The sequence below is a fragment of the Streptomyces sp. NPDC059850 genome (assembly GCF_042731515.1).
GTDB lineage: Bacteria > Actinomycetota > Actinomycetes > Streptomycetales > Streptomycetaceae > Streptomyces.
The window spans coordinates 66688-73734 of the sequence record NZ_JBHWJI010000053.1 but is presented as its reverse complement, the minus strand read 5'-3'; the positions used below and the strand labels follow the sequence as shown (position 1 = coordinate 73734).

Here is a 7047-nt window from a genome sequence, read left to right as displayed (position 1 = left end):
GATTGCCTCCGCGGGCCCTTCGGCCGTCTGCGACGTAACCCGCTCTCGTGTCGTGCCCGTCTGTGGTACACGCGTCTGCCTCCAGGCGGCAGCGGGCTACAGCAGCTTGCGCGCCGCGCGCCTCAGGTCGTGTTCGTGGATGATCGCTTTGGCGTGCCCATAGGCGAGCTGGTGCTCGCCCCGCAGCCAGCTGACCTTCTCCTCGAAGCGGAAGAAGGCGGGACCTTCGTCTACCGTGCGCAGCCAGTCGGCAATGTCACGGCCGGTGCATTGGGGGATGCGGGAGAGTAGGTTCCGGTGAGTCTCGTCGGAGAAGATCTGGGACATCGGCGCCTCCGGACGCGTCCATTCCGGGCCCGGGTGAACACCCGGGAGGGGTCCTTCAGCTCACCGTGCCTGAGTGTTCGGGCGTTGGCAACAGTCCGTCGGTGGCGCATACGCTCTCGGCGTGGATGATGCGACCTCCTTGCTCCGTGCCGTCGACCGCCTCGCCGACCGGTTGCGCTCCCTTCCGCAGTCCCGGCTGCGCCAGGGCGCGGCGGCCGAAGGACTGGCTCTGGCGAGGGAATTGTCCGTGCGGGCCCAGCGTCTGGAGGCGCCCGGGACGCCGCCGCGGATCATGCCGGACGCGGGGGTGTTCACGATCGCCGACCAGGTCGCGGTGGCCGGTCATGATTTGGTGCACGCGCTGGAGCGCGCGCCGGGTGGCGCCGCGGCCGTGGAGAGCGGCGGGAGCGGGCGCGCGGCGGAGGCGGTGGCGCTCGTGGAGGCGGCGGCCGGGCGCTGCGGCCTCTGAGAGCGGCGCGTACGGGCCCCTGTGGGGCGCGCGTGGCGCGTGCGGGGCGTACGGCGGTGTGGGGGGCGTACGGCGCGTACGGGCGCGCGGGGCGTACGGAGGCGGGCCGGGGGAGCGGGCTGCTGTGCGCGGCGCGCGGGCTCGCGGCGCACACCGGATGCTGCTTGCCCTACGGCGTCACAGCGAGGCGATGACGCGGTCGGCGAGGACGTACACGTTCTCGTCCCCGCAGCCGAAGGTGAGCGCGTACGCGCCCGAGACGCCCGAGCCGCCGAGCAGCACCGGGGCGGTGCCCTCGCGCAGCGCGTCCGCCAGCCGCTCGGCGGTCTCCCGGTGGCCGGGGGTCATGCAGATCGTGGTGCCGTCGGCGAAGACGTACACGTCGAGCGTGCCGAGCGGTCCTGGCCGTACGTCCGCCAGCGGGGTACGGGCCTCCGCCAGCTCGGTCAGCCGGGCCACCGTCCGGTCGTGGTCGGCGATCGGCGGCGAGGGCGTGAAGTCGGGGTGCGAGGGGTGGCGGCGGCGCGCGGCGGCCAGCTCGGGCGACTCGAAGGACTCGGCCTCCTGCTCCGTGTCGGCGCCGATCTCCGCGCCCACCTCGGCGCCCACCTCGGCGCCCATCTCCAGCTCCATCGGCTCCATCGGCTCTTCGGGGTCCTGCTCCGCGGCGGAGTCGCGGGCGTCGGGGCCCAGCGCGTCCAGGCCGAGCAGCGGCTCGGCACCGGCCAGGTCGGCCTGGCGGGGCACGAAGAGCGCGTCGTGCGGTGCGTCGTGCTGGGCGTCCTCGCCGAGCCCGGCCAGCCCGCCGAGCAGCGACGGGGCGTCGGACGACCCGGCGGAGTCCCGGGCCTCCTGGGCGGCCCAGAACGCCCTGGCCTCGGCCAGCTCGCGCTCCCGCTCCTCGGCCAGCGCGTCGGCGACGGCCGCCCGTATCTCGGCGGCGGGGGTGGCGCGGGCGGCGGGCACCGTGACGGCGTCCTCCCCGGACCGGTCCGCCCGCCCGGCGGCGGCGACCGTGGCGGCCAGCTCGGCGCGCAGCTCGGTGATCTGCCGCCGCACTCCGCGCGCGGTGTGCAGTGCTGCGGCGCCGGTGGCCGTGGCGGCCACCGCGGCCAGCAGGAGGGCAAGGGTCATGGGGCTCACTGACGTAACTCCCGGTTGCTGTCGATCCCCCGAATTCCTACCTCAGCTTGACTCGGTTCGCCTCTCGGCGTCAGTGCGTGACGTCACCGAGCGGACCGAAGTCCATGCCCGGAAGAGGGCCCTCCACCGTCGCTGAGCTGGGGTGACGGGTCTCCCCCAGGACGTTGGTCACATCCTGGGGGAGATTGGGTCACAACTAGCGCTCGGGCCGTGTAGCCGCCGGGTATGGCCCCGGCTCAGCTCAGCCGCTCGATGACCATCGCCATGCCCTGGCCGCCGCCCACGCACATGGTCTCCAGACCGAACTGCTTGTCGTGGAACTGCAGCGAGTTGATCAGCGTGCCGGTGATCCGGGCGCCGGTCATGCCGAACGGGTGGCCCACCGCGATCGCGCCGCCGTTGACGTTGAGCCGGTCCAGGTCGATGCCCAGGTCCCGGTAGGACGGGATGACCTGGGCGGCGAACGCCTCGTTGATCTCGACCAGGTCGATGTCGCCGATCGCCATCCCGGCCCGGGCCAGCGCCTGCTTGGACGCCTCGACCGGTCCGTACCCCATGATCTCGGGGGAGAGGCCGGAGACGCCGGTGGACACGATCCGGGCGAGCGGCGTGATCCCCAGCTCGCGCGCCTTGGTGTCGGACATGATCACGAGCGCGGCGGCGCCGTCGTTGAGCGGGCAGCAGTTGCCCGCGGTGACCAGGCCGTCGGGGCGGAAGACCGGCTTCAGGCCCTGTACGCCCTCCAGCGTGGTCCCCGCGCGCGGCCCGTCGTCCGTAGCCACCACCGTGCCGTCCGGGGTCGTCACGGGGGTGATCTCGCGCTCCCAGAAGCCCTTCTTGATGGCCTCCTCGGCGAGGTTCTGGGACCGCACGCCGAACGCGTCCATGTCCTCGCGGGTGATGCCCTTGAGCCGGGCCAGGTTCTCGGCGGTCTGCCCCATCGCGATGTACGCGTCGGGGATCAGCCCGTCCTCGCGCGGGTCGTGCCAGTCGGTGCCCTCCTGCTCGGTGAGCGCGGCCGTACGGGCCTCGGCGTCGGCGAACAGCGGGTTGTGGGTGTCCGGCAGCCCGTCCGAAGTGCCCTTGACGCTGCGCGACACCATCTCGACGCCCGCGGAGATGAACACGTCCCCCTCGCCCGCCTTGATGGCGTGCAGCGCCATCCGCGACGTCTGGAGCGACGAGGAACAGTAACGGGTGATCGTGCACCCCGGCAGATGGTCCATCCCCATCTGCACGGCCACGATCCGCCCCAGATTGTGCCCCTGCTCCCCACCCGGCAGCCCGCAGCCGAGCATCAGATCGTCGATCTCCCGCGGATCCAGCTGCGGAACCTTGGCGAGGGCGGCCTGAATGATCTCCGCGGTCAGGTCATCGGGCCGCAGATCCTTCAACGACCCCTTGAAGGCACGGCCGATGGGCGAACGGGCGGCAGAGACGATCACGGCTTCGGGCATCACGGCTCCATGGGGCGGATCGAGGGGTGGGACTGTGAGGGAAGTTACCCGCACGTAGCGCGGGGGTCACGGGGCGAACGCTGTGACCCCGGCCTCTTTTTCCTAAGCGTACGCTCAGTCGTGCGCCCCCGCCCTGCTCTTCCCCCACCCCGCCCCGACCCGAACCCGGACCCCGCCCCGGCCCCCGCACGGGGCTCCGCCCCCGGCCACCGCACGGGGCTCCGCCCCCGGCCACCGCGTGGGGCTCCGCCCCCGGCCACCGCGTGGGGCTCCGCCCCGGCCCCCGCGTGGGGCTCCGCCCCGGCCCCCGCGTGGGGCTCCGCCCCGGCCCCCGCGTGGGGCTCCGCCCCCGGCCCCCGTGCGGGGCTCCGCCCCCGGCCCCCGTGCGGGGCTCCGCCCCCGGCCCCCGCATGGGGCTCCGCCCCCGGCCACCGCGTGGGGCTCCGCCCCAGGACCCCGCACGGGGCCCGCTCTGGCCCCCCACGGGGCTCCGCCCCAGGACCCCGCACGGGGCTCCGCCCCGGCCCCCGCGTGGGGCTCCGCCCCTGGCCCCCGCATGGGGCTCCGCCCCTGGCCCCCGCGTGGGGCTCCGCCCCCGAACCCCGCTCAGTTCCCGCCCGCGCCTCGCCGGGCGCCGGACCGCTGCCGGGCTTCCGGCCCGCCTCGGCGGGGCGAGGGGCAGAAGCCAGTGCGGATGCCCCGTCCCCAGCCCCGGCCGGGACATCCCCGCCCCGGGTCGGCACGTCCAGCCCCTCCGGCGTTTGAGGAGCGGGGTGCAGGGGCGGAGATGCCCCACTCCCAGCCCCTCCGGCGATTGAGGAGCGGGGCCCGGGGCGGAGCCCCGGTTCGGGAAGGGGCGGGGTGGGGAACAACCCCCCTCAGTGCGGCACCGGCGGGACCGGCGCCGTGGTGCCCTCCCCGGTGGGCCGCCCCCGCCGCAGCAGCCGCGCCCACGGCCCACGCGCGGCCGTCACCTCGGTACCACCCTCCGCCGCCGCCTCGGCCGCAGCCGTCGCCACCGGCAGAATGCCCTCGTCGCGAGTCTCCGGAGCCTCCTCCGGCCACAACCCCAGCGCCCCGCACAACGTCGGCAGCACCGCCATCGCCGCCGTCGCGTACCCCTCCGCCGAGGGGTGGTAGTTGTCCGGCCCGAACAGCTCCCGCGGATTCGCCGCGAACTCCGGCCCCAGCAGATCGCCCAGCGACACCGTACGACCGCCCTGCTCGACCACCCCGATCGTCTGCGCCGCCGCCAGCTGACGGCTCAAACGCCGCGCGACGAAGCGCAGCGGCTGGTACACGGGCTCGATGGTGCCCAGATCAGGGCACGTGCCCACGACCACCTCGCACCCCGTCTCGCGCAGCCTCCGCACCGCCTCCGCCAGCAGCCGCACCGACTGCGCGGGTGGCATCCGCCCGGTGACGTCATTCGCGCCGATCATGATGACGCAGACGTCCGGCAGCTGCTCCGGATCCTCCAGCACGCGCGTGACCTGCCGTTCCAGATCGCTGGACTGCGCCCCCGGGAGCGCCACGTTCCGCAGGTCCACCGGGCGCTCCGCCACCGCCGCGAGCCCGGAGGCCAGCAGCGCGCCCGGCGTCTGACTAGGGCGGTGGACGCCCTGTCCGGCGGCCGTGGAGTCGCCGAGAAAGGCCAGCCGCAGAGGGGGCTGGCCGGTCCTGCGGGCGAAGGCGAAGCCGTAGCGGCCGTCCGCCCGCGGCGGTCCCTCCTCCGATCCGCCGACGATCCGCCTCGCCAGGGACAGCTCGGTGAGCAGCAGCACCGCGGTCACCCCGCCCAGCAGCCCGATCCCGCCGCCCCCGTACGCCGCCGCGGCCGCGATCCGCCGCGCCACCCTCGCCCTCGACATCGACATGGGTCCAGCCCACCTCCGTCCGCACGCCTTCTGTACCTTTGTACGCCTTGCTAACCACTTGGTGCCCCCTGCGCGCTCGTCCACAACCGCACGGGCCACCGCCCGGCTCCGCGCAATAAGCTGGCTGTACGGGCCCGCGACGCGGGGGTCCCGACGCGGAGATCCCGCGGATTCCGGACCAGGAGCAGGCGTGCAGTACTACGAATCGATGATTGAGCTGGTCGGCAACACCCCGCTGGTGAAGCTCAACACCGTGACCGAGGGCATCCGGGCGACCGTCCTGGCCAAGGTCGAATACTTCAACCCCGGCGGCTCGGTGAAGGACCGCATCGCGGTCCGCATGATCGAGGCGGCGGAGGCGTCGGGCGCACTGCAGCCCGGCGGCACGATCGTCGAGCCGACCTCCGGCAACACCGGTGTGGGCCTGGCGATGGTCGCCCAGCGCAAGGGCTACAAGTGCGTCTTCGTCTGCCCGGACAAGGTCTCCACCGACAAGATCAACGTGCTGCGGGCGTACGGCGCCGAGGTCGTCGTCTGCCCGACCGCGGTCGACCCCGACCACCCGGACTCGTACTACAACGTCTCCGACCGCCTGGTGCGCGAGACCCCGGGCGCCTGGAAGCCGGACCAGTACAGCAACCCCGACAACCCGCGCTCCCACTACGAGACCACCGGCCCCGAGCTGTGGGAGCAGACCGACGGCAAGATCACCCACTTCGTGGCGGGCGTCGGCACCGGCGGCACGATCAGCGGCACCGGCCGCTACCTGAAGGATGTGAGCGAGGGCCGGGTCAAGGTCATCGGCGCCGACCCCGAGGGCTCCGTCTACTCCGGCGGCTCCGGGCGCCCGTACCTCATCGAGGGCGTCGGCGAGGACTTCTGGCCCACCGCGTACGACCGGACCGTCGCCGACGAGATCGTCGCCGTCTCCGACAAGGACGCCTTCCAGATGACCCGGCGGCTCGCCAAGGAGGAGGGGCTGCTGGTCGGCGGCTCCTGCGGGATGGCGGTCGTCGGCGCGCTCAAGGTGGCCGAAGGGCTCGGCCCGGACGATGTGGTCGTCGTCCTGCTCCCGGACAGCGGCCGCGGCTACCTCTCCAAGATCTTCAACGACGAGTGGATGGCCGACTACGGCTTCCTGGAGGAGGACGGCCCGGCCGTGCGCGTCGGCGACGTCCTCCAGGGCAAGGCGGGCGGGCTGCCGTCGCTCGTCCACATGCACCCCGAGGAGACCGTAGGGGAGGCCATCGAGGTCCTGCGGGAGTACGGCGTCTCGCAGATGCCCATCGTGAAGCCCGGCGCCGGGCACCCCGACGTGATGGCCGCCGAGGTCATCGGCTCGGTCGTGGAACGGGAACTGCTGGACGCCCTGTTCGCGCAGCGCGCCTCCCTCGGCGACCCGCTGGAGAAGCACATGAGCCCGCCGCTGCCGCACGTCGGCTCGGGCGAGGCCGTCGAGGACCTGATGGCCGTCCTGGGCCGGGCGGACGCGGCGGTCGTGCTGGTGGAGGGCAAGCCCCGGGGCGTCGTCAGCCGCCAGGACCTGCTCGCGTACCTGGCCAACGGCGCGAAGTAGCCGCCGGGTTGGGGCTTTGGCGAAGTGGTACGTGAGTGTCACGCGCATGCAGCACAGCGTTAACACTGCCCCGGCAGATTAGGGGATGTCGGAAAGGACGACACCGACACCCCAGAATGCGGCGACAGGACATCCGGAGCGGCTCCCGGACCTCCATGGTCGCCCTAGGACGCGGTTCACCGCGTCCCTCGCGGGAAC

The 7047-nt window shown here is 73.6% G+C and carries 6 protein-coding genes; 2 read left to right on the top strand and 4 right to left on the bottom strand.

The window, feature by feature from the left end; all coding sequences use genetic code 11:
- Positions 1–96 precede the first annotated feature (96 nt).
- Positions 97–327, bottom strand: coding sequence for a DUF4287 domain-containing protein (locus ACFV9T_RS33190; RefSeq protein WP_385446208.1), 231 nt, complete (start codon positions 325–327; stop codon positions 97–99).
- Positions 328–448: 121 nt separating this feature from the next.
- On the opposite strand from ACFV9T_RS33190, the gene ACFV9T_RS33185 reads away from it, so the two are divergent.
- Positions 449–796, top strand: a complete 348-nt coding sequence (locus tag ACFV9T_RS33185; protein ID WP_385446207.1) for a hypothetical protein — start codon at positions 449–451, stop codon at positions 794–796.
- 177 nt (positions 797–973) lie between these two features.
- Here the strand turns inward: ACFV9T_RS33185 and ACFV9T_RS33180 are convergent, their stop codons facing one another.
- The 3 genes from ACFV9T_RS33180 to ACFV9T_RS33170 form a co-directional block, all read right to left on the bottom strand.
- Complete coding sequence (locus ACFV9T_RS33180; protein WP_385446206.1) at positions 974–1939, bottom strand: hypothetical protein; 966 nt, start codon at positions 1937–1939, stop codon at positions 974–976.
- A 236-nt stretch (positions 1940–2175) separates the two neighbouring features.
- The gene (locus ACFV9T_RS33175; RefSeq protein WP_385446205.1) at positions 2176–3396 is read right to left on the bottom strand and encodes an acetyl-CoA C-acetyltransferase; all 1221 of its coding nucleotides are present in this window, start codon (positions 3394–3396) and stop codon (positions 2176–2178) included.
- Positions 3397–4274: 878 nt separating this feature from the next.
- Entirely contained in the window at positions 4275–5273 is a 999-nt protein-coding gene (locus ACFV9T_RS33170) for an SGNH/GDSL hydrolase family protein (RefSeq protein WP_385446204.1), read from the bottom strand.
- A gap of 190 nt (positions 5274–5463) precedes the next feature.
- Here ACFV9T_RS33170 and ACFV9T_RS33165 point away from each other — a divergent pair, with 190 nt between their 5' ends.
- Positions 5464–6849: a cystathionine beta-synthase gene (locus ACFV9T_RS33165; RefSeq protein WP_385446203.1), complete on the top strand. Its 1386-nt coding sequence runs from the start codon at positions 5464–5466 to the stop codon at positions 6847–6849.
- Positions 6850–7047 lie beyond the last annotated feature (198 nt).

What these genes read in the sequence shown, in the direction of transcription:
- ACFV9T_RS33190 (WP_385446208.1), bottom strand. Translation starts at nt 327, where the DNA reads ATGTCCCAGATCTTCTCCGACGAGACTCACCGGAACCTACTCTCCCGC.
- ACFV9T_RS33175 (WP_385446205.1), bottom strand. Translation starts at nt 3,396, where the DNA reads ATGCCCGAAGCCGTGATCGTCTCTGCCGCCCGTTCGCCCATCGGCCGT.
- ACFV9T_RS33170 (WP_385446204.1), bottom strand. Translation starts at nt 5,273, where the DNA reads ATGTCGATGTCGAGGGCGAGGGTGGCGCGGCGGATCGCGGCCGCGGCG.